The 25,006-nt window shown below is 68.4% G+C and carries 21 protein-coding genes; 8 read left to right on the forward strand and 13 right to left on the reverse strand.

What is annotated here, in order from left to right; translation table 11 throughout:
- Positions 1-7: 7 nt before the first annotated feature.
- From otnI to AC3A6J_RS15700, 3 genes are read left to right on the forward strand one after another with little or no spacing between them, the layout of a single operon-like run.
- On the forward strand, positions 8-826 hold the full coding sequence (gene otnI / locus AC3A6J_RS15690) for a 2-oxo-tetronate isomerase (RefSeq protein ID WP_487860890.1): 819 nt from the start codon (positions 8-10) through the stop codon (positions 824-826).
- Positions 823-2,028: an amidohydrolase family protein gene (locus tag AC3A6J_RS15695; RefSeq protein ID WP_487860891.1), complete on the forward strand. Its 1,206-nt coding sequence runs from the start codon at positions 823-825 to the stop codon at positions 2,026-2,028. The genes otnI and AC3A6J_RS15695 overlap by 4 nt, the downstream gene beginning before the upstream one ends.
- Complete coding sequence (locus AC3A6J_RS15700) at positions 2,025-2,498, forward strand: RidA family protein (RefSeq protein ID WP_487860892.1); 474 nt, start codon at positions 2,025-2,027, stop codon at positions 2,496-2,498. Before AC3A6J_RS15695 ends, AC3A6J_RS15700 begins: the two co-directional genes overlap by 4 nt.
- Here AC3A6J_RS15700 and AC3A6J_RS15705 read toward each other — a convergent pair.
- The 10 genes from AC3A6J_RS15705 to AC3A6J_RS15750 form a co-directional block, all read right to left on the reverse strand.
- Positions 2,491-3,138, reverse strand: coding sequence for a TetR family transcriptional regulator C-terminal domain-containing protein (locus tag AC3A6J_RS15705; protein WP_487860893.1), 648 nt, complete (start codon positions 3,136-3,138; stop codon positions 2,491-2,493). The two genes, AC3A6J_RS15700 and AC3A6J_RS15705, sit on opposite strands and share 8 nt — an antisense overlap.
- Complete coding sequence (locus AC3A6J_RS15710; protein WP_487860894.1) at positions 3,135-4,097, reverse strand: PDR/VanB family oxidoreductase; 963 nt, start codon at positions 4,095-4,097, stop codon at positions 3,135-3,137. The genes AC3A6J_RS15705 and AC3A6J_RS15710 overlap by 4 nt, the downstream gene beginning before the upstream one ends.
- 13 nt (positions 4,098-4,110) lie before the next feature.
- Positions 4,111-4,701: an NAD(P)H-dependent oxidoreductase gene (locus AC3A6J_RS15715; protein WP_487860895.1), complete on the reverse strand. Its 591-nt coding sequence runs from the start codon at positions 4,699-4,701 to the stop codon at positions 4,111-4,113.
- 147 nt (positions 4,702-4,848) lie between these two features.
- Positions 4,849-5,877, reverse strand: coding sequence for an ABC transporter substrate-binding protein (locus AC3A6J_RS15720; protein WP_487860896.1), 1,029 nt, complete (start codon positions 5,875-5,877; stop codon positions 4,849-4,851).
- A 43-nt stretch (positions 5,878-5,920) separates the two neighbouring features.
- Positions 5,921-7,318, reverse strand: a complete 1,398-nt coding sequence (locus tag AC3A6J_RS15725; RefSeq protein ID WP_487860897.1) for an FAD-binding oxidoreductase — start codon at positions 7,316-7,318, stop codon at positions 5,921-5,923.
- Positions 7,290-8,177, reverse strand: a complete 888-nt coding sequence (locus AC3A6J_RS15730; RefSeq protein WP_487860898.1) for an ABC transporter permease — start codon at positions 8,175-8,177, stop codon at positions 7,290-7,292. The genes AC3A6J_RS15725 and AC3A6J_RS15730 overlap by 29 nt, the downstream gene beginning before the upstream one ends.
- Positions 8,161-8,988: an ABC transporter ATP-binding protein gene (locus AC3A6J_RS15735; RefSeq protein WP_487860899.1), complete on the reverse strand. Its 828-nt coding sequence runs from the start codon at positions 8,986-8,988 to the stop codon at positions 8,161-8,163. The genes AC3A6J_RS15730 and AC3A6J_RS15735 overlap by 17 nt, the downstream gene beginning before the upstream one ends.
- Positions 8,979-9,800, reverse strand: a complete 822-nt coding sequence (locus AC3A6J_RS15740; protein WP_487860900.1) for a creatininase family protein — start codon at positions 9,798-9,800, stop codon at positions 8,979-8,981. Before AC3A6J_RS15740 ends, AC3A6J_RS15735 begins: the two co-directional genes overlap by 10 nt.
- A gap of 130 nt (positions 9,801-9,930) precedes the next feature.
- Positions 9,931-11,559 carry an MFS transporter gene (locus tag AC3A6J_RS15745; protein ID WP_487860901.1) on the reverse strand — a complete coding sequence of 543 codons (1,629 nt, stop codon included), beginning with the start codon at positions 11,557-11,559 and terminating at the stop codon, positions 9,931-9,933.
- Positions 11,560-11,596: 37 nt separating this feature from the next.
- Positions 11,597-12,073, reverse strand: coding sequence for an Lrp/AsnC family transcriptional regulator (locus AC3A6J_RS15750; RefSeq protein WP_487860902.1), 477 nt, complete (start codon positions 12,071-12,073; stop codon positions 11,597-11,599).
- A gap of 176 nt (positions 12,074-12,249) precedes the next feature.
- On the opposite strand from AC3A6J_RS15750, the gene AC3A6J_RS15755 reads away from it, so the two are divergent.
- The 5 genes from AC3A6J_RS15755 (at position 12,250) to AC3A6J_RS15775 (ending at position 21,941) form a co-directional block, all read left to right on the forward strand.
- Positions 12,250-15,870, forward strand: coding sequence for an indolepyruvate ferredoxin oxidoreductase family protein (locus AC3A6J_RS15755; protein WP_487860903.1), 3,621 nt, complete (start codon positions 12,250-12,252; stop codon positions 15,868-15,870).
- A gap of 261 nt (positions 15,871-16,131) precedes the next feature.
- Entirely contained in the window at positions 16,132-16,467 is a 336-nt protein-coding gene (gene yajC / locus AC3A6J_RS15760) for a preprotein translocase subunit YajC (protein ID WP_487860904.1), read from the forward strand.
- Positions 16,468-16,554: 87 nt separating this feature from the next.
- The gene (secD, locus tag AC3A6J_RS15765; RefSeq protein WP_487860905.1) at positions 16,555-18,438 is read left to right on the forward strand and encodes a protein translocase subunit SecD; all 1,884 of its coding nucleotides are present in this window, start codon (positions 16,555-16,557) and stop codon (positions 18,436-18,438) included.
- An 18-nt stretch (positions 18,439-18,456) separates the two neighbouring features.
- Positions 18,457-19,416 (forward strand): protein translocase subunit SecF, encoded by a 960-nt coding sequence (secF, locus tag AC3A6J_RS15770; protein WP_487860906.1) that lies wholly within the window; start codon positions 18,457-18,459, stop codon positions 19,414-19,416.
- 128 nt (positions 19,417-19,544) lie between these two features.
- Complete coding sequence (locus AC3A6J_RS15775; protein WP_487860907.1) at positions 19,545-21,941, forward strand: DUF1631 family protein; 2,397 nt, start codon at positions 19,545-19,547, stop codon at positions 21,939-21,941.
- 4 nt (positions 21,942-21,945) lie between these two features.
- On the opposite strand, the gene AC3A6J_RS15780 is transcribed toward AC3A6J_RS15775, so the two are convergent.
- Genes AC3A6J_RS15780 through AC3A6J_RS15790 form a run of 3 tightly spaced genes read right to left on the reverse strand, consistent with a single transcriptional unit; the run spans position 21,946 to position 24,913 of the window.
- Complete coding sequence (locus tag AC3A6J_RS15780; protein ID WP_487860908.1) at positions 21,946-22,464, reverse strand: Smg family protein; 519 nt, start codon at positions 22,462-22,464, stop codon at positions 21,946-21,948.
- 57 nt (positions 22,465-22,521) lie between these two features.
- Positions 22,522-23,670: a DNA-processing protein DprA gene (gene dprA / locus AC3A6J_RS15785; protein ID WP_487860909.1), complete on the reverse strand. Its 1,149-nt coding sequence runs from the start codon at positions 23,668-23,670 to the stop codon at positions 22,522-22,524.
- A 25-nt stretch (positions 23,671-23,695) separates the two neighbouring features.
- On the reverse strand, positions 23,696-24,913 hold the full coding sequence (locus tag AC3A6J_RS15790; RefSeq protein WP_487860910.1) for a LysM peptidoglycan-binding domain-containing protein: 1,218 nt from the start codon (positions 24,911-24,913) through the stop codon (positions 23,696-23,698).
- Positions 24,914-25,006: the final 93 nt, after the last annotated feature.

Genomic DNA, 25,006 nt, shown 5'->3' on the forward strand with positions numbered 1-25,006 from the left:
ACACGCCATGCCTCAATTCGCCGCCAACCTCTCGATGCTCTATCCGGAGCTCGCTTTCCTCGACCGCTTCGAAGCCGCCGCGAAGGACGGCTTCAAGGCCGTCGAATACCTGTTCCCCTACGCCTTCGCCAAGGAAGACATCGTGGCGCGCCTGCGGCACAACGGCCTGGCGCAGGTGCTCTTCAACGGCCCGCCCGGCGACTGGGACCACGGCGAGCGCGGCCTTGCCTGCCTGCCGGGCCGCGACGCCGAATTCCGCGAGGGCATCGCCCGGGCCATCGACTACGCGGTGGCGCTCGACTGCCCGCGCATCCACGTGATGGCGGGCCTCGTGCCCGAAGACCTCGAGCGCGAGGCCGTGCAGCCGGTGTACGTGGACAACCTGCGCTGGGCCGCGGCCGAGGCCGCCAAGGCCGGGCGCGACGTGCTGATCGAGCCGATCAACACGCGCGACATCCCGCGCTTCTTCCTGAACCGCCAGGACCATGCGCACGAGATCGTCGACATGGTGGGCGCGCCCAACCTCCAGGTGCAGATGGACCTGTACCACTGCCAGATCGTCGAGGGCGACGTGGCGATGAAGATCCGCAAGTACCTGCCCACGGGCCGCGTGGGCCACATCCAGATCGCCGGCGTGCCCGAGCGCCACGAGCCCGACATCGGCGAGCAGAACTACCCCTATCTGTTCGAGCTGATCGACACCGTCGCGGCGGAATGCGGCTGGCAGGGCTGGGTCGGCTGCGAGTACCGTCCGAAGCGCGGCGCCGAACCCGGCGGCACCTCGGCCGGGCTCGGCTGGCTGCGCGCCTGGCAACAGCGCGCATGAAGCTCGAATCGTTGCGCATCCCGCCGCGGCTGCGCGGCTTCGACGCGCATCAGGATGTGCAGCTCTTCGATGTGACGCTCGCGGGCGACCGCGTGCAGGCCATCGACGCGAGCGCTTCGCAGGCCCCGGCCGGCGCGCGCGGCACGCTGCTGAGCGCGTTGGTCGAGGCGCATGCGCACATCGACAAGAACTACACCGTGCAGGAAGTCGGCGCGGCCGAGGGCGACCTGTTCGCGGCCATCGCGCGCATGGACCGCCACCGCGCGGGCTGGACCGGCGAGACGCTGCGCCCGCGCATGGAACGTGCGCTGCACGAGGCCTGGCGTTCGGGCGTGCGGGCGCTGCGCACGCACATCGACTGGGTCGAGGCCCAGGCGCCGGCCGCGCTCGCGGTGTTCGAGGCGCTGCGCGCCGAATGGCACGGCCGGGTCGAGCTGCAGTTCGTCTCGCTCACGCCGCTCGACGTGTTTGCCGACCCCGAGGCGGGCGAGCGCATCGCCCGGCAGGTGAAGCGCGCGGGCGGCACGCTCGGCGCCTTCGTCTACCGCAACGACGGGCTGGTGCACAAGCTGGGCCGCGTGTTCGATCTGGCGCAGGAGCACGGGCTGGGGCTCGACTTCCATGTCGACGAAGGGCTCGACGCCGATGCGAGTGGGCTGCGCAGCATCGCGCAACTGGTGCGTGCGCGCGGCTTCGGCGGCGGCGTGGTCTGTGGCCACTGCTGTTCGCTGTCGGTGCAGGACGATGCCGTGGCGCAGGAGACGCTCGCACTGTGCGCCGGCGCCGGGCTCCACATCGTCGCGCTGCCGACCACCAACCTCTACCTGCAGGGCGCCTGGGACCGCACGCCGGTGCCACGCGGCATCACGCGCCTGCGCGAAGCGGCGGCACGGGGCTTGCGTGCGAGCCTGGCCACCGACAACGTGCAGGACGCGTTCTATCCCTATGGCAGCTACGACCTTCTCGAAACCTTCGGCCTCGGCGTGCAGATGGCGCACCTCGCGCCTGCCGAAGACTGGCTCGACGCGATCACCGTCGCGCCGGCCAGGGCCCTCGGGCTGGCCTGGGACGGGCGCATCGCGCCGGGTTGCCCGGCCGACCTCGTGCTGCTCGCGGCCGTGGGCGAGCATGAACTCATCGGACCGCGTGGGCGCGAGCGCACCGTGATTCGCGCCGGTCGCATTCTGGAGACGACACCATGAGCATGGGCAAACCGATGGCCAACTATGCCGCCGCCAAGCGCGTCGGCGATTTCGTGTTCCTGAGCGGCGTGGTGGCGGTCGACCCGGCCACGCGCCGCGCGGTGGCCGGCTACGACGCGCTGCCCGACGAGGGCCGCACCGCGCTGCAGGGCCTGGGCTATGCCACGGGCCAGATGTCGGTCGACATCTTCGAGGCGCCGATCGTGGCGCAGAGCTGGTTCGTGCTCGAACGCATCCGCGAGATCGCGGCCGAGCATGGCGGCACGATGGAAGATGTGGTCAAGCTGGTGCAGTACTTCCGCCACCTGCCGCACTACGCGTTCTACAACCGCGTGCGCGGGCTGTTCTATCCGGGCGATCCGCCGGTCAGCACGGTGGTCGAGGTGTCGCGCTTCCTGCCGGGCGACGAGGTGCTGGTCGAGGTGGAAGCCACCATGTATTTGCCCCAGTCGCAGCAGCGCATCACCTGACGCCGGCGCCCTTCAGCAGGAAGTCGGTCACCTGCTCGATCAGGTAGCGCCGATCCTTGTCATCGCCCTGCTGCGCCGTGTCGCGGAAGTACGCAGCCTGCGTGGCGTGGTCGGCGTAGAACTGGGTCACGGCCCAGATGTGGAACAGCACCAACATCGGGTCGGCCTCGTCCATCAGCCCCTGGTTCATCCAGTTGCGAATCACGGCGGCGGCCTGGTCGGTGCGCTGCTTGCTCGTGTCCATCATGTCGCCCAACACCGGCGCGCCGCGCATCATCTCGGCCGTGAAGATGCGCGAGCGCAGCGGATGCTCGAACGAGAACACCATCTTGCGCTGGATCAGGTCGCCGAGCACCTTGCGTGGGCCGAAGGCCTCGTCGGCAAAGCCGAACACCACGATCCAGTCGTTGAGGATGTCCTGCAGGATCTGCCGGTAGAGCGCTTCCTTGCTCTCGATGTAGTAGTGCAGCTGCGCCTTCGAGAGGCCGGCCTTGTCGGCAATGGCCTGTGTCGAGGCGCCCGCGAGCCCTTCGCTCGCGAAGACCTCGATCGCGGCCTGGTTGATGAGGCCGAGCACCTGCGTGTACTTGCGCGAGCGGCCGCGCGTGGCGGGGACTTCCGCGTCGCCGCTTTCGCTCACAGCTGCAATTCCAGTTCGGTGCCGCTCGCGCGCGAGCAGCACAGCGCCACCTTGTGGCGGCGCTCGCTGGCCGTGAGGCAGAAGTCGCGGTGTTCGGCCGCCGTGCCGTCGCCTTCCACCACGCAGGTGCCGCACAGGCCCTGCTGGCACGAGACCGGAATGTCGATGCCCACGTCGTGCAGCGCATCGACGGCGGTCTGGTCGGCCGCCACCGGCACGGTGATGCCGCGCCGCGCGAGCTTCAGCGTGAACGGCAGGCCCGGGGCGGCGCCGGTGTCGGCCGGCGCGGCGAAGTACTCGGCATGCAGCGCGTCCTCGGGCCAGTGCGCGGCCGCCTCGCGCACCGCCTGCATGAAACCGCCGGGGCCGCAGACGTAGAGCTGCGCACCCGGCGCCCGCTCGGCGAGCAGCGCGCGCAGGTCGATGCGCTGCGCTGCGTCGCCCTGGTCGAGGTGCAACCGCAGGTGCGGCGCGAGCGCGGGCGCGCGCAGCGCTTCGGCAAAGGCCAGGTGTTCCTCGCTGCGCGCGAACACGCAGAGCGTGAACGGCGCGCCGCGCGCCGCGAGCGCCTCTGCCATCGCGAGCAGCGGGGTCAGGCCGATGCCGCCCGCGAGCAGCAGGTGGTGCAAGGCCGCTTCGCGCAGCGGAAAGGTGTTGCGCGGCGCACTGATCGCGAGCAGGTCGCCCTCGCGCACCCGCTCGTGCATCGAGGCCGAGCCGCCGCGGCTCTGGGCCTCGCGCTTCACGCCGATCAGGTACGGCGCGGCGGTGCCCGATGGCGCACGCGCGAGCGAGTACTGGCGCGAGAAGCCGCCGGGCATGTGCACGTCGATGTGCGCGCCGGCCTCGTAGTCCGGCAGCGGCCGGCCCCAGGGATGCGCCAGCGCGAAGGCGAGGATCTCGGGCGTCTGTCGCGTGATGCGTTCGACGCGGACGGTGAGGGTGCGTTCGAGGCTCATGATGGTGTGGGTGTCAGATGCGTTGCAGCTTGCGCGCAACGCGTTCGATGAAGTGCGTGCGGTCGTGTTCGGTGACGGCGTTCATGTCGTGCAGCTGCAGCCATGTGACCTTGCAGCGCCATGCGAACAGCGCCCGCAGCGCCCGCGTGAACAGCCGCCGGCCCGGATCGCCGATCAGCATCACGAACCAGCGCGGCGAGCCGCCCGTCGTCACCACCGTGAGCCGTCGGATGTGCCGCAGGCCCGACGACACGACCTGGCCCTTGCGCTCGGCCGGAAGGAAGGCCACGCCGGGCAGCCACACCCGCTCGAGCCAGCCCTTGAGCATCGAAGGCGGTCCATGAAACCAGGTGGGATAGACGAACACCAGGTGCTCGGCCCACAGCAGGGCTTCGACGTGGGGCTTCACGCGTTCACGGATCAGGTCGGGGTTGTCGAGGTAGGCGATGCGCTCTTCGCGCGTGAGCGTCGGCTCGAAGCCTTCGGCATAGAGGTCGATCGCGCGCACCGGGTGCCGGGGTTCGAGCGCCGCGAGGGCGGTGCGGTAGAGCGCGTGGTTGAAGCTGTCAGGATTCGGATGGCAATGAACGACGAGCGTTTTCATGAGAAGGGCCGGTTCGCACAGCGTTTGCTGGCGATACGGGGTCAGAGCCCAGGAAACAAGGGACGCGCGGTGCCTTATGGCAACCCAGGCGCCGGCATCTGACCCCGGCGCAAGCACCGCGCGGCCCGCGGAAAATGACGGCGTTGCTTACTTGCCCGTGAGCTGCTTGCGCAGGTCCACGCCCACGCTCTTGTTGACGAACTGCGTCGTCACGACCTTCGAGAGATCGACTTCACCGGGCTTGTAGAGGCCGGCCTTGACCATCTTGTCGTAGAAGTCCTTCACGCGGGCCTCGTCCATGGCGCCGATGCCCTTGGTGAGCGACTCGCCGCTGTCGACGATGCCCATCTTCTTGATCAGCGCGATCGAGCCTTCGAGCGCGGGCACCGGCGAATCGGGGTTGGTCTTGGCGATCAGCGCGTTGGCGGCTTTGTTGTCGCCGTAGAGGTAGTTGTTCCAGCCGATGATCGAAGCCTCGATGAACTTGCGCACGGTCTCGGGCTTGTTCTTGATGAGGTCGGCACGCGTTTCGATCGTGGTCGCATAGGTCGAGAAGCCGTTGTCGGCCAAGAGCTGCACCACCGGGTCGAAGCCGGCCTGCGCCTTGATCGACAGCGGCTCGGAGATCGCATAGCCCTGCTGGATCGACTTCTTGTCGGCCAGGAACGGGCCGACGTTGAAGGTGTAGGGCTTGAGCTGCGCATCCTTGAAGCCGTGCTCCGACTTCATCCATTGCCAGAAGCTGAACTGGCCGTCCTTGCCGATGAAGGCCACGGGCGCCTTGGCCATGTCCTTGAAGGTGTCGAAGCCCTGGCCCGGGTGCGCGAACATGGCCTGCGGGTCTTTCTGGAAGAAGGCCGCCACCACCACCGTGGGCACGCCGTTCTTCACGTTGTCGAAGGACTGCAGCAGGTTGCCCGTCATGAGGAAGTCGACCTTGCCGGCCGGCAGCATCGGCCGGTTGTTGACCATCGGGCCGCCCTGCTGGATCTCGACGTCGAGGCCGTACTTCTTGTAGGTGCCGTCCACCAGCGCCTGGTAGAAGCCGCCGTGGCCGGCCTGCGCCTTCCAGTTGGTGGCGAACACCACCTTTTCCTGCGCCTGCGCGGCGAAGGCGGCGCCTGCGAGCGCCAGGCCGAAGGCCAGCGGGCGAAGATCGAGAGCGGGGATGCGCATGGGATGGACTCCTGTGAGGGGGTGGAAAAACGAGAGGGATCTTTCAGCGCGCAACGGCCATGTCGGGCGTCCAGCCGCGGGTCTTGCCGGGGTTCATCAGCCCCATGGGATCGCTGCGCTTCTTGAACTCGATCTGCTGCGTGTCGATGGCCTTCATGCCGCCGTCCTCGATGGTGACCACGTGCGGATTGAAGATCTTGCAGCCGCCCTGCGATTCGATCTCGCGGATCACCTCGTACTGGTGGGCTTCGCCCTTCCAGCGCACCAGCAGGATGCCGAAGGTGCCGCATTCGCCGCCGGCGCGCGCGAAATCCTGGTGCTGCAGCACGTCGTCGCCGAAGATCGCGAGGTGGCGCTCGACCACGGCCGGATCGAAGGGCTGGGCATAGGCCACCTGCAGGTAGGTCCAGCCGCGGTCGGCCTTGAGCGCCTGCAGCGTCGTGTGGTTGAACGCGCACTCGTAGGCCGGCGGCAGGCCGTCGGCGAGCAGCTCGGCCTCGGTGCCCGCGACGGAGATCGTGCCGCCGTGCGCTGCGGCGAGCGCGCGGAATTCGGCCATCGATGCGGGCGACACCATCGTGAACACCGCATGCCGATCGGCCGGAAAGCGGTCGCGCATGGCGGTGTAGTAGGGCGAGAAGCGCGCCTCCACGGTCGAGAGCAAAAAGATGTCAAGCGTGGGCGCCTGCGCGGCGATGCCGAAGTCGAGCGCGCCGCGGTAGGTGTCGAACAGCGCCGTGCAGTGCACCCAGTCGACGGCCGGGCTCAGGGCCACTTCCACGTCGAGGATCACGCCGTTGGTGCCGAAGGCATGCTGCACCTGCTGGATCTCGTCGCCATGCAGTTCGATGACGCGCGGCTGGCGCTCCACCGTCATCACGCGCGCGTGCAGCATGTTGCCGGGGTCGCGCAGGATGCCGTGGCGGAACGAGCCGATGCCGCCGAAGCCACCCGCGATGAAGCCGCCGATCGAGGCCACGTGCCACGTCGAGGGCCACATGCGCAGCGCCTGGCCGGTTTCGCGCGCCGCGAGATCGATGTCGTGCATGCGGGCGCCGGCCTCCACGCGCATGCGGCCCGGCTGGATGTCGAGCACGCGGCACATGCCGGTCACGTCGAGCACGATGCCGCCTTCGAGCGGCACGCACTGGCCGTAGTTGCCGGTGCCACCCGCGCGCACGGTGAGCGGCAGCTGCCACTTCGCGGCCACCGCCGCGGCCTGCCGCACGTCGTCCTCGGTGCCGACCTTGACCACGAGGTCGGCCACGCAGCCGGCGAGCTGGGCCGTGAGGATCGGGCTGTACCAGTAGAAGTCCTTCGACAGCTGCTTGCGCTGTGCGGGTGCGGTGACGAGGTTGAGGCCGCGCAGGTCCTGCTGCACGGCGTCCCAATCGATGGCGGGCATCGCGGGCCTAGCGCTCACGGCGCATCTCGCTTTCATGCCAGTGGCCGAGCACCAGGCGACTGAGGGCCGCGAACACGATGAAGATGACGATGCCCAGCAGCGACACCAGCAGCAGCGCCGCGAACATCATCGGGATCTCGGTGCGAAAGCTCGACTCGAGGATGCGCGATGCCAGGCCGGTCTCCTTGCCGGCCGTGCCGGCCGTGAACTCGGCCACCACCGCGCCGATCAGGGCCAGCCCGCCCGCGATCTTCAAGCCCGCCATGAAGTACGGCAGCGCGCTCGGCGCGAGCAGGTAGCGGAAGGTCTGCCACGGCGACGCCTTGTAGAGCTGGAACAGGTCGCGCAGGTTGCTGTCGGCGCTCTTCAGGCCGACCACGGTGTTCGACAGGATCGGGAAGAAGGCCACGATCCAGGCGCACAGCAGCAGCGCCGCGGTGGTGTTCGAGACATAGATCAGGATCAGCGGCGCGATGGCGATGATCGGCGTCACCTGCAGGATCACTGCGATCGGGAACAGGCCCACCTCGACCCACTTGAAGAGCGCGAACGCGATCGCCAGCGCCACGCCGCCGACGATGGCCGCCGCGAGCGCCAAGAGCGTCAGCCGCACGGTGAACCACAGCGCACTCGACAGCGACCCCCAGTTGTCGAACAGCGTGGTGAGGATCAGCGAGGGCGAAGGGAGGATGTAGTGCGGAATGCCGTTGGCGCGCACCATCCATTCCCACAGCAGCAACAGCACGGCGACCACCGCCGCGGGCACGGCGATGCGCAGCATCGACTCGCGCCGCCGGGCACGGTCTTCGTGGGCGCGCAGCAGTTCGGCGGAGGGCGCGGCGGCCTCGGCGACGGCGGCAGCACCGGCGGCGGGGCGTTCAGTGATCGACGTCATGCAGGGCTCCATGCAGCGACTGCGACACGGCGGTGCAGTGCGCGTTGTAGCGGCTCGAGGTGCGGAAGTCTTCGCCGCGCGGATAGGGCTCGTCGATGCGGATCTCGTCGATCACGCGGCCCGGTCGCGCGGCCATCACCACGATGCGGTTCGACAGGTACACCGACTCGTAGACGCTGTGCGTGACGAACACCACCGAGAAGCGGTGCTCGCGCCAGATCGCGAGCAGGTCGTTGTTGAGCTTGATGCGCGTCATCTCGTCGAGCGCGGCAAAGGGCTCGTCCATGAGCAGCAGGCGCGGATGGGTGACCAGCGCACGCGCGATCGACACGCGCATCTTCATGCCGCCCGACAGCTCGCGCGGGTAGACGCCCGCAAAGCGCGAGAGCCCGACCATCTCGAGCGCCTGCTCGACCACGGGCGCCGCCGCATCGCGCGAGGTGCCCGCGAGCTTGAGCGGCAGCCACACGTTGTCGAACACCTTGGCCCAGGGCATGAGCGTGGGTTCCTGGAACACGAAGCCGAGGTCGCGGTCGCTGCGGCTGTGCTTGGCCACGCCGCTGTTGGCGCCCGACCACTGGATCTCGCCCGCGCTGAGCCGGGTGAGGCCGGCGATCAGCCGCAGCGCGGTGCTCTTGCCGCAGCCCGAGGGGCCGAGGAAGCTGACGAAGTCGTGCTCGCCGATGTCGAGCGTCATGCCCTCGAGCGCGAGCGTGCCGTTGGCAAAGCGCTTGCCGACCTGGCGCAGGCGCACCAGCGGCGTGGCGGTGGTCGTGGTGTCGTCGGGCGGGGTGCTGGGGGTCATTGCCATGCGGGCTGGTTGTCGAGGCGCGAGAGCGGGAAGCGGTCGACCTCGTGCAGCAGGTCGACGAAGCGTCGGCCGACGTGGTCGAGCACCGCGGCGCCCTTCTCGGCGGTGGCGCGGGTGGCGTCGCCGGCGGCGCCCGCGGGGTTGATGTCGTGCATCTGCCAGCCGAGCTTGCCGCTGGGCGTGATCGACAGGTACTTGTTCTCGGCCGCGAGGTCTTCGGTCATCGAATGGAAGTTCTGGAATCGGTCCTTCTGCACATGGTCGGGCGTGAGGTGCAGCATGACCGAGCTCTCGAGGTCGCCGGCATGGATGCCGTGGCGCCCCTCGTGCGCGGTGAACAGGCCTTCGGGCAGGCCCAGCGTGTACCAGTTGGCGGCCACGACCATCATGCCGTGCGCCTCGCGCAGGTCGCGCGCCACGATGTCCATCACGCTCATCTGGCCACCGTGGCTGTTGTAGAGCACCAGCTTTCGCACGCCGGCACGGGCCACGCAGGCGCCGATGTCGGTCCACAGCGAGATCAGCGTCGTGGCCGACACCGTCAGCGTGCCCGGATAGCGCGAATGCTCGTTGCTCTTGCCGTAGGCCACGGTCGGCAAAAAGAGCACGGGCAGGTCGTCGGGCAGGTGCGGCAGCGTGGCGTGGACCATGCCGTCGATGGTGGCGGTGTCGGTCGACATCGGCAGGTGCGGACCGTGCTGCTCGGTGGCGCCGACCGGCAGCACGGCGATGAGCCGCTCGCGGTCGAGGCGGGAGAATTCTTCGCTGGTCAGGTCCGACCAGAAGCGGCTGCGCAGGGGGGCGGATTTCATCGTGGCGGTCCTCGTAGTCGAACGAGCGTGATGATGGGCTAAATTGTCCGATCGGTCAAAAAAACGTAGATCGGTATTTACCCGACGGGCGCGCGCGGCGGGCAGCCAAAGCAGACCGACCGGTCAAATTTCAGCGCCGCACCACGTACCGGGTCACGGCGGGCGGCGATTCGCCGATGTGGAACGCCAGCCGCCGTTCGCGCAGCGCCATGTCGGCCGCCGTGGCCCGCGTGAAGCGGCGCAGGTGGTCGGTCCAGCTTTCGTCCACGATCTGCTCGAGATAGCGCCCCGGCTCGGCGATGTCGTGCAGCAGCTCCCAGCCGATCGCGCCCTGGCCGAGCCGGGCGCGCCGGGTCTGCTGCATCACGAGGTGGAAGGCGGCCGCGCGTGCCGGGTCGATGATGTATTCGATGGTGATGATCACGCGCCCGCTTTCCTCGGGCCTTTCGGCCGGCGGGCCCGCCGCCCAGCCGGCGCGCGCCGGGCTCATGTCCGCCTCTTCGCCCGAGACATCGGTCACCCAGCGCAGCGCGGCCAGCATCACCAGCGTGCCGCTCACCGCGGCGATCTCCAGGCTGGTGCGCAGGTCGCTGACCGTGGCCACCTGGCCCCAGAGCGCCGCGCCGATCGCGCTCGCGCCCATGATCGCCATCTGGTAGGTCGACATGCCGCGCGCGCGCACCCAGTCGGGCAGCGCCAGCTGCGCCGACACCGAGAGTGAGTTCGCCACCGTGATCCAGGCCATGCCGCCGAAGAACATGGCCGGCACGGCGACCCACGCATTGGGCGCGAAGGCCATCACCGCGGTGGCGGCCGACTGCAGCAGCGTGCCGCGCAGCACGAGCTGGTCGCGGCCCAGCGCCTGGCGCAGCCGCGGCAGGAACAGCACGGCGATGATCGCGCCCGCGCCCATCGCGGCCAGCAGCAGGGTGAAGGTGCCGGCACCGCCGCCCTTGAGGTTGCGCGCCAGCAGCGGCAGCAGCGCGAGCAGCGCGGTCGAGTGGAAGAAGAAGATGGTGATGCGCGTGAGCACCGCGCGCATGCGCTGCGACTGCCAGACGAACTGCACGCCCACGCGCATGGCGCTGATGAGCCGCTCGCGGCCCAGCGGGTTGGGCGTGTGCTCGCGCCGCCAGCGCAGCACCACGAAGCCCGAGGCCACCGACAGCACCGCATTGAGCGCGAACACCCAGACGCTGCCCGCGCTCGCGATCAGCATGCCGGCCGTGAGCGGGCCGATGATGCGCGAGGCGTTCATCGCGATGCCGTTCAGCCCGAGCGCGGCCGGCAACTGCGGCCGCGGCACCAGCTCGGGCACGATGGCCGAGAACACGGGCCAGCGCAGCGCCAGGCCGATGCCGTTGGCGAAGGTCAGCGCCAGCAGCAGCGGCGCGGTCATCACGTCGAGCGAAATGGCCACGCACAGCACGATCGCGGTGCCCGCCAGCCAGAACTGGGTGGCGACCAGCCAGCGCCGCCGGTCGAGGATGTCGGCCAGCGCGCCGCTCGGCAGGCCCAGCAGGAACACCGGCAGCGTGGAGGCCGACTGGACCAGCGCCACCCAGATCGGCGAGCTGGTCAGCGAGGTCATGAGCCACGCCGCCGCCACGTCGTTCATCCACATGCAGATGTTGGCGATCAGCCAGGTGCTCCAGAGCATGCGGAACACCGGCAGCCGGAGCGGCTCCAGCGCCGTCATCTTGGGCGGGCGCGGCTGGACGGCGGAGACAGGCGTTTCTTCGGGAGAAATGGGTGGCATGTGCCCCGATTGTGCCGGGCGCCCCGCCCGCGCCCGGTCAGCGCGCCAGATGCCCGAGCGGCCAGGCGCTGCTGGCCTTGACCTCACCGAGCGAGAAGCTGGTGTGCAGGTCCTTCACGTTGGGCAGGTTCATCAGGTGCTGGCGCGCAAAGGCCGAGAAGCTGTCGAGGTCCTGCGCCACCACCTGCAGTTCGAAGGTGCCGGTGCCGCTGATGTAGTGACAGGCCACCACCTCGGGCAGGCGGCGGATCGCCTCCTCGAGCTTGCGGGTGGCGTCCAGCGTGACCCGCTCGGTGTCGACGCGCACGAAAGCGAGCACGCCGAGCCCGATCTTGTGGCGGTCGATCTCGGCGTGATAGCCCTTGATGAAGCCGGCCTCCTCCAGCGCGCGCACGCGGCGCCAGCACGGTGCGGCCGAGAGGCCCACGCGCTGCGCAAGCTCGGCGTTGGTGAGGCGGCCGTCGGCCTGCAGTTCTTGCAGGATTGCAAGGTCGAACTTATCAATTCTTTCCATTGGACTGCATTTTAAGCAAGATTCTTTCTGGAACCCGGATTTCCGGGGCCAAGAACGCAAACACCTGTCGCGAACCCCGGCATACACTTTGCGTGATCATGGGCTCGCGCCCGACCCGGGCACAGACCCACACCCCAAGCCAGGCCCACAAAGCCCTGCCATACGGAGACAGACACATGAACGCCCCGCTGCCCGAACACATTCGCCGCGCGCTGGAAACCGTCACGCTCGACGACAAGTACTCACTGGACTACGGCCGCGCGTTCATGAGCGGCGTGCAGGCCCTGGTCAAGCTGCCGATGCTGCAGCGCCTGCGCGACAAGCAGGTCGGCAAGAACACCGCCGGCTTCATCAGCGGCTACCGCGGCTCGCCGCTCGGCGGCTACGACCAGGCGCTCTGGAAGGCCAGCAAGTTCCTGAAGGAACAGAACATCGTGTTCCAGCCCGGCGTGAACGAAGAGCTCGCCGCCACGGCGCTTTGGGGCACCCAGCAACTGGGCTTTTCGCCCGCGGGCACCAACAAGTTCGACGGCGTCTTCGGCATCTGGTACGGCAAGGGCCCGGGCGTGGACCGCTGCTCCGACGTCTTCAAGCACGCCAACATGGCGGGCACCACCGAATTCGGCGGCGTGATCGCGGTGGCGGGCGACGACCACATCTCCAAGAGCAGCACGGCGGCGCACCAGAGCGATCACATCTTCAAGGCCTGCGGCACGCCGGTGTTCTTTCCGGCCAACGTGCAGGAGATCCTCGACCTGGGCATCCACGCCTTCGCGCTGAGCCGCTTCTCGGGCGTGTGGTCGGGCATGAAGACGATCCAGGAGATCGTCGAGTCGAGCGCCACCGCCATGATCGACCCGGACCGCGTCGAGATCGTGGTGCCGACCGACTTCGAGATGCCGCCCGGCGGGCTGCACATCCGCTGGCCCGACCATGCGCTGGAGCAGGAAGCCCGGCTGATGCACTACAAGTGGTATGCCGCGCTCGCGTACATCCGCGCCAACCGCCTGAACCACAACGTGATCGAAGGCCCGAACGACCGCTTCGGCATCATGGCCAGCGGCAAGGCCTACAACGACACCCGCCAGGCCCTGATCGACCTGGGCCTGGACGACGCCACCTGCCGCCAGCTCGGCATCCGTCTGCACAAGGTGGGCGTGGTGTGGCCGCTCGAGGCGCAGCTCACGCGCGAGTTCGCCACCGGCCTGCAGGAGATCCTGGTGGTCGAGGAGAAGCGCCAGGTCATCGAATACCAGCTCAAGGAAGAGCTTTACAACTGGCGCGCCGACGTGCGCCCCAATGTGCTCGGCAAGTTCAACGAGCTCGACGGCGATTTCTCGGGCGGCGAGTGGGCCATGCCCAACCCGACGGCCAACACGCTGCTGCGCGCCAATGCCGACCTGAACCCGGCGCTGATCGCCAAGGCCATCGCGCAGCGGCTGCGCAAGCTCGGCATCCTCGACCATGCGGGCGCCGACATGCGCGCGCGCATCGACGCGCAGATGGCGATCCTCGAGGCCAAGGAGCGCTCGATGGAAGTGCTCAAGGTGGGCGGCGTGCAGGGCGCCGACCGCCAGCCGTGGTTCTGCTCGGGCTGCCCGCACAACACCAGCACCGTGGTGCCCGAAGGCTCGCGCGCCATGGCCGGCATCGGCTGCCACTTCATGGCCACCTGGATGGACCGCTCCACCATCGGCTTCACGCAGATGGGCGGCGAGGGCGTGCCGTGGGTCGGCCAGCAGCCCTTCACGACCGACCAGCACATCTTCGCCAACCTGGGCGACGGCACCTACTTCCACAGCGGCCTGCTCGCGATCCGCCAGAGCATCGCTGCGGGCGTGAACATCACCTACAAGATCCTCTACAACGACGCGGTCGCCATGACCGGCGGCCAGCAGGTCGGCGAGCGGCCCGAGGGCCACTCGGTGCTGCAGATCGCCGAGAGCCTGCATGCCGAGGGCGCCAAGAAGGTGGTGGTCGTCACCGACGAGCCCGAGAAGTACGAGGGCGTGAACATCCCCGGCCAGGACGTGAAGGTGCGCCACCGCGACGACCTCGACGAGATCCAGCGCGAGTTCCGCGAGATGGCGGGCACCACGGCCATCATCTACGACCAGACCTGCGCCACCGAGAAGCGCCGCCGCCGCAAGCGCGGCACGGCCGTCGATCCGGCGAAGCGTGTCGTCATCAACGAGCTGGTCTGCGAAGGCTGCGGCGACTGCAGCGTGCAGAGCAACTGCCTGTCGGTCGAGCCGCTCGAGACCGAGTTCGGTCGCAAGCGCGCGATCAACCAGAGCACCTGCAACAAGGACATGAGCTGCCTCAAGGGCTTCTGCCCGAGCTTCGTGACCGTCGAAGGCAGCCAACTCAAGAAGAAGGCCAAGGACAAGGCGGCATCGCCGCTCGAACTCGGCCCGCTGGCCGAGCCGGCCGTGCCTGCGCTGGCGCCCGGACAGGTCTGGGGCATCGTCGTGGCCGGCGTCGGCGGCACGGGCGTCATCACCATCGGCCAGCTGCTCGGCATGGCGGCGCACATCGAGGGCAAGGGCATCGTCACGCAGGATGCGGCCGGCCTCGCGCAGAAAGGCGGCGCCACCTGGAGCCACGCGCTGATCGGCGACACGCAGGAGGCGATCCGCACCACGCGCGTCGGCACCGCCGCGGCCGACCTGATCCTCGCGGCCGATCCGCTGGTGGCGGTCAATCCCGAAACCCTGGCGCGCATGCGCGAAGGCCGCACGCACGTGGCGCTCAATGCGCACGGCACGCCGACCGCGGCCTTCGTGCGCAATGCCAACTGGGTCAATCCGCAGGACGACTGCGCGGGCGACATCGCAAAGGTCGTGGGTGCCGACGCGGTCGGCGCGTTCGATGCCGATGCCGCAGCCACCACGCTGATGGGCGACAGCCTCTATGCCAACCCGATGCTGCTGGGCTACGCCTGGCAGAAGGGCTGGATCCCGCTGGCGCACGAATCGCTGATGCGTGCGATCGAGCTCAACGCCGTGGCGGTCGAGAACAACAAGGCCGCGTTCGCCTGGGGCCGCCAGGCCGCGGCCAACCCCGACGAACTGCAAAAACGCGTGCGCCCGGGCCAGATCATCGAGTTCAAGAAGCGCGAAACGCTCGACAGCCTGGTGGCGCGCCGGGTCGAGTTCCTCGCCGGCTACCAGAATGCCGCCTATGCCGATACCTACCGGCAGTTCGTCGGCAAGGTGCAGCAGGCCGAGTCGGCGCTCGGAAAGACCGCGCTGGCCGAGGCCGTGGCGCGCCAGCTGTTCAAGCTGATGGCCTACAAGGACGAGTACGAGGTGGCGCGCCTGCACACCGACCGCAGCTTCCTCGGCCGCGTCGAAGGCATGTTCGAAGGCGAGATGGGCAAGGATTTCAAGCTCAACTATCACCTCGCGCCGCCGATCATCGCGAAGAAGAACGCCAAGGGCCAACTCCAGAAGCAGAAGTTCGGCCCGTGGATGCTGCCGGCGTTCCGGGTGCTCGCGCGCCTGAAGGGCCTGCGCGGCACGCCGCTCGACATCTTCGGACGCACCGAGGAGCGCCGCACCGAACGCGCGCTGATCGGCGAATATCGCGCGAGCATCGACGAAGTGCTGGCCGGCCTGCGCCCCGAGAACCATGCGCTGGCACTCGAGATCGCCAGCCTGCCCGAGCAGATCCGCGGCTACGGCCACGTGAAGGAACGCAACCTGGCGGCAGCGCGCGTGCGCTGGAGCGAGTTGATGGCCCGCTGGCGCGATCCGCAGCAGCAGCAGCCATCGGCGCAGCGCGCGGCTGCCTGATTGCCGCGGTCCGGCGGGTGCCGGAGGTCTTCCGGCACCCTTTTGCTATTGAATCGGTAGCGGCCGTTAGAACCAAAGGCCTGCGCCGCGCGCCGGATAAGCGCGCGGCGCAGGCCTTTGCGACGAATACAATGCCCGCTGCTGAGCGCGGCAACACCGCTCCAGGCTTCTGAACGCGGCCTTTTTTCCCGGGCCGCGGAACCGCGGGCCCGACCCGCGCTTCTGACATTCCTCATACCCATCTCTCTGCTGGAGACTCCCTTGTTCATTTCCTCTGCTTTTGCCCAAACCGCGCCCGCTGCATCCGGTGGCGGCGACATGATGTCTTCGCTGGGCAGCATGCTGCCGCTGGTGTTGATGTTCGTGGTGCTGTACTTCGTCATGATCCGCCCGCAGATGAAGCGCCAGAAGGAAGCCCGCGCCATGATCGAGGCGCTCGCCAAGGGCGACGAAGTGGCCACGGTCGGCGGCGTGCTCGGCAAGATCACCTCGCTCGGCGACCAGTACCTGGGCCTCGAAATCGCGAACGGCGTCGAGATCAAGATCCAGCGCACGGCCGTGGTGCAGGTCCTGCCCAAGGGCGCGGTCAAGCAGTAATCGCCCACAAGATGGTGCCCGGGCCTTGCGCTTTGTCGCGCGGGGCCTCAAGTCACGCCGTGTCCTGTTTCTGAAAAGCGCTCTCTCATGAACCGATATCCGGTCTGGAAGTACGCGATCATCGTGGTCGTGCTGCTGGTTGGGTTGATCTATTCCCTGCCCAATTTCTTCGGCGAGGCGCCTGCTGTGCAGGTGTCCGCGGCCAAGTCGACCGTCAAGGTCGACGCGGCCACCCAGGGCCGGGTCGAGGAGGCGCTGAAGACGGCCGGGCTCGCGCCCGACCTGCTCACGCTCGAAGGCGGCTCGCTGCGCGCGCGCTTCGCGACGCCCGACGAACAGCTCAAGGCGCGCGACGTGCTCCAGCGCGCCCTGGTGCCCGACCCGGCCGATCCGGCCTACATCGTGGCGCTGAACCTGGTCTCGCGCTCGCCGGCATGGCTCACGGCCTTGCATGCGTTCCCGATGTACCTGGGTCTCGACCTGCGCGGCGGCGTCGACTTCCTGCTGCAGGTCGACATGAAGGGCGCCATCGACAAGAAGGCAGAATCTTTCGCGGGCGACCTGCGCACCGTGTTCCGCGACAAGGGCATCCGCGGCACCTCGGTGAGCCGCAACGGCCAGGCCATCGAGATCTCGTTCCGCGACGCCGCGGCGCGCGATGCGGCCCGGCGGCTGATCCAGGACCAGTTCCAGGACCTCGAGGCGGTCGACAGCGGCGAAGGCAGCAACCTTCGCCTGGTGGCGACCATCAAGCCCGAGGCGGCGCGCCGCCAGCAGGATGCGGCGCTCAAGCAGAACATCACCACGCTGCACAACCGGATCAATGAACTCGGCGTGGCCGAGCCGGTGATCCAGCAGCAGGGCCTCGACCGCATCGTCGTGCAGCTGCCCGGCGTTCAGGATACGGCCAAGGCCAAGGACATCCTGGGCCGCACCGCCACGCTCGAGATGCGCCTGGTGGACGAGAGCGCCGAAGGCCGCGCCGCCGAACTCAGCGGCGGACCGGTGCCCTTCGGCTCCGAGAAGTTCTTCGAGCGCGACGGCCGCCCGGTCATCGTGAAGAAGCAGGTGCTCGTCACCGGCGAGAACCTCACCGACGCGCAGCCCGGCTTCGACTCGCAGAGCCAGCAGCCCAAGGTCGACCTGACGATGGACGCCAAGGGCGGCCGGATCATGCGCGACGTGAGCCGCGAGAACTACAAGAAGCGCATGGCCATGCTGATCTTCGAGAAGGGCAAGGGCGAAGTGCTCACCGCCCCTTCGATCAACGGCGAACTCGGCACCCGCTTCCAGATCTCGGGCTCGATGACGGTGAGCGAGGCCAACGACCTCGCGCTGCTGCTGCGCGCCGGCTCGCTGGCTGCGCCGATGGAGATCATCCAGGAGCGCACCATTGGCCCGACACTCGGCGCCGACAACATCGAGAAGGGCTTCAAGAGCGTGATGTACGGCTTCCTCGCGATCATGGTCTTCATGTGCCTGTACTACGCACTGTTCGGCCTGTTCTCGTCGATCGCGCTGGCCGTCAACCTGCTGCTGCTCGTGGCCATTCTCTCGATGCTGCAGGCCACCCTCACGCTGCCCGGCATCGCGGCCATGGCGCTGGCCATCGGCGTGGCCATCGACTCCAACGTGCTGATCAACGAGCGCATCCGCGAAGAGCTGCGCAACGGCGCGTCGCCGCAGGCGGCCATCCACGCCGGCTACGACCGCGCCTGGGGCACCATCCTCGACTCGAACGTGACCACGCTGATCGCTGGCATCGCGCTGCTGGCCTTCGGCTCGGGCCCGGTGCGCGGCTTCGCGGTGGTGCACTGCATCGGCATCGTCACCTCGATGTTCTCGGCCGTGTTCTTCTCGCGCGGCCTCGTGAACTTCTGGTACGGCCAGAAGAAGAAGCTCAAGACGGTGTCGATCGGTACCGTGTGGCGGCCCAAGACCGACGGCACGGCCGTGGCTGAAGGCAAGTAAAGGTCAAGGACAAGCGCCATGGAATTCTTCCGCATCCACAAGACCATCCCGTTCATGCGCCACGCGCTGGTGCTGAACATCATCTCCTTCGTGACCTTCGCGCTCGCGGTGTTCTTCCTGTTCCACCGCGGCCTGCACCTGTCGGTCGAGTTCACGGGCGGCACCGTGATGGAGGTCGCCTACCAGCAGTCGGCCGACATCGGCAAGATCCGCGAAGCCGTCAGCAAGCTGGGCTATCCCGAAGTCCAGGTGCAGAGTTACGGCACTTCGCGCGACGTGCAGATCCGCCTGCCTGCGCAAAAGGGCATGAACTCCGACCAGCAGAGCGCGCAGGTCATGGAAGCGCTCAAGTCGGTCGATCCGTCGGCCACCCAGCGTGGCATGGAGGTAGTCGGTCCGCAGGTGGGCGAGGAACTCACCACCAACGGACTCAAAGCCCTGGGCATGGTGGTGGTGGGCATCATGATTTACCTGGCGATCCGCTTCGAATGGAAGTTCGCCGTGGCCACCGTGCTGGCCAACCTGCACGACGTGGTCATCATCCTGGGCTTCTTCGCGTTCTTCCAGTGGGAGTTCTCGCTCGCGGTGCTCGCGGCGGTGCTCGCGGTGCTGGGCTATTCGGTCAACGAATCGGTGGTGATCTTCGACCGGGTGCGCGAGAACTTCCGGCGCTACCGCAAGATGGGCACGACCGAGATCATCGACAACGCGATCACCTCGACCATCAGCCGCACCATCATCACGCACGGCTCGACGCAGCTCGTGGTGCTCTCGATGTTCTTCTTCGGTGGCCCGACGCTGCACTATTTCTCGCTGGCGCTGACGATCGGCATCTGCTTCGGCATCTATTCGTCGGCCTTCGTGGCGGCGGCGATCGCGATGTGGCTCGGCGTCAAGCGCGAGGACCTCATCAAGGGCACGCCGCCCAAGCGCGACGGCGGTTCGGAGGACGACCCGAACGCCGGTGCGGTGGTCTGAGGCACCGGGCCGGCCCAAAGGCAAGGACGTGGGAAGGCGATGCACCCTTGTGCTGCCGCCTTTCCCGATGCAAGCTCTCGCTTGTGACGCCCTGAGCGCCGAGCCTTCCTGCCTTCCCGATCCCTCCAATGAGCATCGCGCGGTCCGACACTTCCCTGCAGCTCGCACGCGAGACGCGTGAGCGTTTCGTGCTCGCCACCGGCGGCGTCATGGCGCCGCTGGCGCAAGCGATCCGGGACCGCCTGACCCAGCAGGCCGCCGAGGTCGGCAACGCGCGGCTGATGCAGGAACGCCGCGACGACTTCTTGGCGTTCCAGGCGCAGGCCTCGCAATGGGTCTCGCTCGCGCAGGCCGGCTGGCGCAGGTCGGCGAGCGCGCCTGCGGCGGCCGCTGCGGTTCCTGCTGCTGTGCCATCGGCTCCGAAGCTGCGGCTCGAACTCATGGGCGACGATGCGATGGAAAGCAACATCCTGTCGTCCCGCCTGGCGCAGATGCTCCACGAGCAGGCCAGCTTCGAACTCAGCGACCTGCGGCTGCGCATCCAGCATCTCGAAGGCACCGGTGAGCTCAACGCCAACGATGTGCTCCGGCCGGAGACCCTGGCCAGGCTGCTGGTGGACCAGTGGCTCGCGGCCGGGCTGAGCCGGGCGCTCTGGACGCGCGTGCAGGACACGGTGCAGCAGCGGCTCGTCGGCGTGGTCGTCAAGGCCTACGAGGACGCCAACGCCTTCCTGATCTCGCAGGGCGTGATGCCGGAGATCGACCTGAAGAGCTTTGTCCGGCGCACCGGCGGTGGCGGCGGCGGCGGCGTCAGTGCCACCGGACCGGCCTCGGTGTCGGGCGCAGCGCAGACCGGCCGCGGCCCGGGTCCCGGTTCTCCGAACGGCGCGTTCAATGGTTCTTCTGCTTCCCCGCCGCCCCCGCAGCGGGTCTTTTCGCCGTCCACGCCTGCGCTGACCACCGGCGGCTCGCCGCTGCTGGTCGCCCGGCAGCGTGCCCAGACGGCACTGCTGAGCCTCAAGCGCTTCGTTGCCGCGCGCATCGGAACCGACCTGTCCGCCCCGCGTCCCCTGCAGCCGACGACCGGCATGGATGCCGGCGCGGGCCCGAATGGCGGCGCGGGCGCGCAGACCTTCGCCGGCATGGTCGCCGAGGCCGAAGCGGCCTACCGCGCATCGGCCACGCACTACATGCAGGCGGCCTCGGCAGAGCACCAGGCCACCCTGCTGCAGCAAACCGCGGTCGACCTGCGGCGGCGCAGCAGCGAGCTCAAGAAGAAGGCGCCCACCACCGCCGACAAGGCCACGGTGGAGATCGTCGCGCTGATGTTCCAGGCCATCCTGTCCGAGGAGCGGATTCCGTTCTCGGCGCGCGTGTGGTTCGCGCGGCTGCAGATGCCGGTGCTGCGCGTGGCGATCGCCGAGCCCGAGTTCTTCGGCAGCCTGCAGCATCCCGCGCGCATGCTGATCGACCGCATGGGTTCCTGTGTGATGGGCTTCGACGCGGCCGCCATCTCGGGCAGTGCGCTCGAAGGCGAGATCAAGCGCGTGGTGCAGGTGATCGAGCAGTACCCCGAGACCGGCCAGCGCGTCTTCAAGCTGGTGTTCGACGAGTTCGTGGCCTTCCTGAACCGCTATCTCACGCAGAGCGACACCACGCAGCGCGTCATGAGCGTGGCGCAGCAGGTCGAGCAGAAGGAGACGATGGCGATCCAGTACACCATCGAGCTGCGCAAGATGCTCAACGACATGCCGGTGCGCGATGAAATCCGCGAGTTCCTGTTCAAGGTCTGGGCCGAGGTGCTTGCGATTGCCGCGCTGCGCTACGGCGCCCAGGGCGAGCAGACCGTGATGCTCAAGCGCGTGGCCTCCGACCTGGTGTGGGCCGCGAGCGCCAAGCCCAACCGCGCCGACCGCGCTCGCGTGATACAGGACCTGCCGCAACTGCTGCAGCGCCTGCGGCTCGGCATGACCCTGCTCGGCATCATCGACGAGCCGCAGGAAACCCACATCAAGGCCATCGGCGCCACGCTGTCCGATGCCTTCCTGTCGAAGACCGAGGTGATCCCCGCCGCCAAGATCGAGGCCATGGCCGCGCGCTTGGCGCATCTGGAGGATTTCGTGAAGGACCATGGCGGCGCCTCGAACCTGCCGCTCGACGCGAACAGCATCGAGCTGCTGCTGGGCATGGACGCGGCCTCGATCGAGGTGGTGGCCGATGCGCCGGGCGGCGCCGCTTCCGAAGACATGCTGGCATGGGCCCATGCGCTCGAGGTGGGCAACTGGTTCATGCTCGATCACAACGACCGCGTGAGCCAGGTGCAGTTCGTCTGGCGCAGCGAGCGCAAGCAGCTGCACCTGTTCGCCTCGGCCGACGGCCGCAGCTTCCTGATCCAGGCCGGCCGTCTCGCCAGCTACCTGCAGGCGGGGCTGCTGGTGCCCGCCGAGGACGAGACGCTCACCGCGCGCGCCACGCGCGAGGCGCTCGCGAAGCTCGACGCCAATCCGGAGCGACTTCTGAACTAGGCGCTCAGTGTGCCGTGCGCCCTTCGCGGCTCTCGCAGAGTTCGTCGAGCACCAGCGCGTCGGGCTCGATGCCCGTGCTCCAGTGCACCATCAGCACGATGATCTTGAGGTCGTCGAGCGCGACCGGCGCATCGGGCGCCGCCATCGCGCGCTCGACCACGATCTCGCGCAGGCCGCAGGGCAGCAGCTTCGAGAGTTCGAGAAAGCGGATGAAGCCGAGGCACTCGGCACCGAGGTGCTCCTGCTCGGCCTGTGAATAGACGCGCATTGCGTCGCTCGACTGCGGCAGCGCCGCTTCAGGGGGGCCGCTCAGCGTGACCGTGGCGGTGTGGCTGTCGCCCGCATGGCGTTTGATCTGCAGTCCCTGAGTGGCCAGGCTCAGGCCGTCGAGCCATTGCAGCGCATCGTGGATCTCTTCGGGATCGAAGCCATGCGCGCTGAGCTTGCGCCCCAATTGTTCGGGTTCGGGGCAGGCATCGCCGCGCCAGTAGTTTTCGTAGACAAACACGAGCACTTCGAACATGAGGCCAATATAGCCGATGCGCGTGGCGCGCCTTCAAGGGCTTTTGCCCGGCAGCCTCTAGGCCGATGCCGTGCGCTGGAACAGGCCGCCGGGCAACCGCGCCACCAGCCCGTCGAGTTCGAGTTCGAGCATCCTGGCCTGGAGCTCGGCCGCGCTCCAGCCGGTGCGCGCGCTCAGCACGTCGAGGTGGACCGGGTCGAAGCCGAGCGCGTCGAGCAGCGGATGCGCAGGGTCGGCGCCATTGGCATCCGCAGCCTCCGCGGCCGAGCCGGAGCCCGCCTGCGCCATGCGCGGCGCGGGCAGTTCCTCGAGGATGTCGTGTACCGACTCGACCAGCTTCGCGCCCTGGCGGATCAGGGCATGGCAGCCGCGCGACTGCGGCGAGTGGATCGAACCCGGGATCGCGAACACCTCCTTGCCTTGTTCGGAAGCGAGGCGCGCGGTGATCAGCGAGCCCGACTGCAGCGCGGCCTCGACGACCAGCGTGCCGCGCGCCAGTCCGGCGATGAGGCGGTTGCGCCGCGGGAAATTCTGCGTCAGCGGCGGTGTGCCGAGCGGGAGCTCGCTCACGATCAGCCCCTGGCGCGTGATGCGCTGCGCGAGCTCGCGATGGCGCGCGGGATAGACGCGGTCGAGGCCGGTGCCGACCACCGCGACCGTGGCGAGCCGCGGCGCATCGCCCGCCGCATCGAGCGCGCCCAGGTGCGCAGCCCCATCGACACCGAGCGCAAGGCCCGACACCACCGGCAGACCGGCCTCGCCGAGTGCGCGTGCAAAGGCGCGCGCATTGGCCGCCCCTTGCGGCGTGGGATTGCGGCTGCCCACCACGGCAATGCTTTGGCCGAGCTGGTTCAGGTCGAAGGCCGCAGCGCCCAGCACATAGAGCATCGGCGGCGGGTCGGCCATTTCGAGCAGTGCGGCGGGATAGCCCGCATCGCCGAGCGTGACCACCCGGCGCGTGACGTCCTCGTCCGGTGCCGATTGCAGCCATTGCCAGGCCTGGTCGATGTGGGCCTGCAGCCCTTGCGGCAGCTGCAGCAGTGCTTCGGCCTGCGCCTCGGACACCACTTCGCGCAGCGCATCGTGCCGCTGCGCGAACACGTTCTCGGGCAGGCCGAAAGCCGCCAGCAGCCGGCGCGCGGCACCGTCGCCGATGCCTGCCGTCAGCGACAGCCGGAGCCAGCCTGCGAGTTCTGCGCGGTCCACGCGGAAAAAAGAAGCGCCGAAAGCTTCAGGGGTTGACGAGGAAGTCGCCCGCCTTCGGGGTGTCGGATATCTCGAGCACCAGCGCGTACGAGACCTTTTCGAACGTGCGGAATACCATCAGCAGCCCGATGCGCTCGTTCGGGAGCTTGAGCGTCTCCTTGCGTTCGCCGGTGCGGTCGACGATGGTTTCACCATTCTTCAGGATCGCCAGCACATGGCCGCTGTCGATGCCGTCGCGCGTGCCCTTGTTGATTGCCACCACCTGGTTCTGCGCCGCGAACTGCACCGCGTTGCCGTAGACCGAGATGATGCGGCCCTCGACCTGCGTCGAAGGGGCGCGTGGCGCATAGCTCACCAGCTGGCGCGGCGGTTCGGGCAGCAGCCGGTCGCCGGCGCGGATTTCCTCGCGCGACGCGATGATGTCGATGCTGGCCGGCACCACGGTGATGACGTCCTTTTCCTTGTCGGTCTCGACCGTGGTCGATTCGCCGCGCTGGAGCTGAGCCTTGCCGAGGTACTGTGCCTCGTAGCCGAGGATCTCGCCCGTGCCAGGGTCCTTGAGCGGCGTGGCATTGCGGAACACCCGAAAGCTCTGCAGCGGTCCGGGCTTCTCGACGAGCGGCGTGTCGGCATTGCCGCGCGCATAGGCGCGGTCGCCGCGCGACAGCAGCACGCGGTTGTCGTTGCCCGCGACGATGCGCGGCGCCTTCTGCAGCGTGTCGGCATCCACCACGATCGGTTCGCTGAGGAAGGGCTCGATCACGCTGGGGTTCAGCGTGGGCAGCGCCATGCCGGCCAGCGAATCGAAGCGCGTGCGCGGCGAGAGCTTGATCGTGCCGCCGTCGCCGCTCGCGCCCGTGCCGCGGCGCATGCTCAGGCGCGCGCGGCCGCCGCTCTTGTCGAGGTAGAGCACCTGCCCCGGATAGATGCGGTGCGGATTCGCGATCTCGTCGATGTTCATGCCCCAGAGCTCGGGCCAGCGCCAGGGGCGCAGCAGGTACAGGCGCGAAATGGCCCAGAGCGTGTCGCCGGACCTGACCGTGTACTCGTCGGGCGCGTTCGGCGAGAGTTCGGAGAGCGGCACGCCGGTCTGGGCGATCTGCTGCGCCGTGGCGCGCTGCTGCGCCGTGATCGGGTAGTTCTGGGCCCAGGCCGTGCCGCCGCCGCAGATCACCGCAAGGGCAGCCAACGTGGCGAGAACATGCGAGCGCTGGCGGGCAGGGATTCGGAACTTGTTGTTCATGTCTGGATGGGTGAGCGCCCGACGTATCCGGGCGCATACGAATCTCACAATTTGCTACGAATTCTGCGCCCGAAGCCCTTGGCAGGGCAACGT

The organism is Variovorax sp. Soil_C_39 (assembly GCF_057656815.1).